The organism is Halorubrum sp. SP9, from assembly GCF_005435015.1.
GTDB lineage: Archaea > Halobacteriota > Halobacteria > Halobacteriales > Haloferacaceae > Halorubrum > Halorubrum sodomense.
Genome location: NZ_SGXU01000425.1, coordinates 1 through 413, shown reverse-complemented (window position 1 = coordinate 413; position 413 = coordinate 1). Strand labels below are relative to the sequence as shown.

Here is a 413-nt window from a genome sequence, read left to right as displayed (position 1 = left end):
ACCTCGTTGATCTTCGTCTCCGAGAGCAGGTAGTCAACGGCTAACATGGGTTACGGATACCGTCGATCAGCGCGGTCTGTGCGGTAGGCGTCGTTGAAGTGGGTGTTGGTAAACTCGATCCCTTGGATCGCGTCGTCAACGGCGCTTGCTTCCGACAACCCGAGTTGGGTCATCTCCTCGTACTGGCCCAACTGAAGACTGGAGCCATCAGAGGTACGGAAGGTCACGTCGTTGGGGCCGACGTTGTCCACCCGAACAGGACTGTTCTCTACGGCGCCTTTCGCCTTCGCACAGACGATTCCGAGCAGCGCGACGGCCAGCCCACGGTCGCCGTAGAAATCGCTCACATCGGCGCGTAGCGCCAACACACGCTTTCCTGAATCAACAAGCCCCGAGAGGTCTTCTTCGGAGAT

1 protein-coding gene is annotated in these 413 nt (G+C 58.8%); it reads right to left on the bottom strand.

Annotation, left to right across the window (positions count from 1 at the left end):
* Positions 1-50: 50 nt before the first annotated feature.
* Positions 51-413, bottom strand: a 363-nt coding sequence (locus tag EXE45_RS20080; RefSeq protein WP_158294345.1) for a hypothetical protein, incomplete at its 5' end; no start/stop codon positions are given.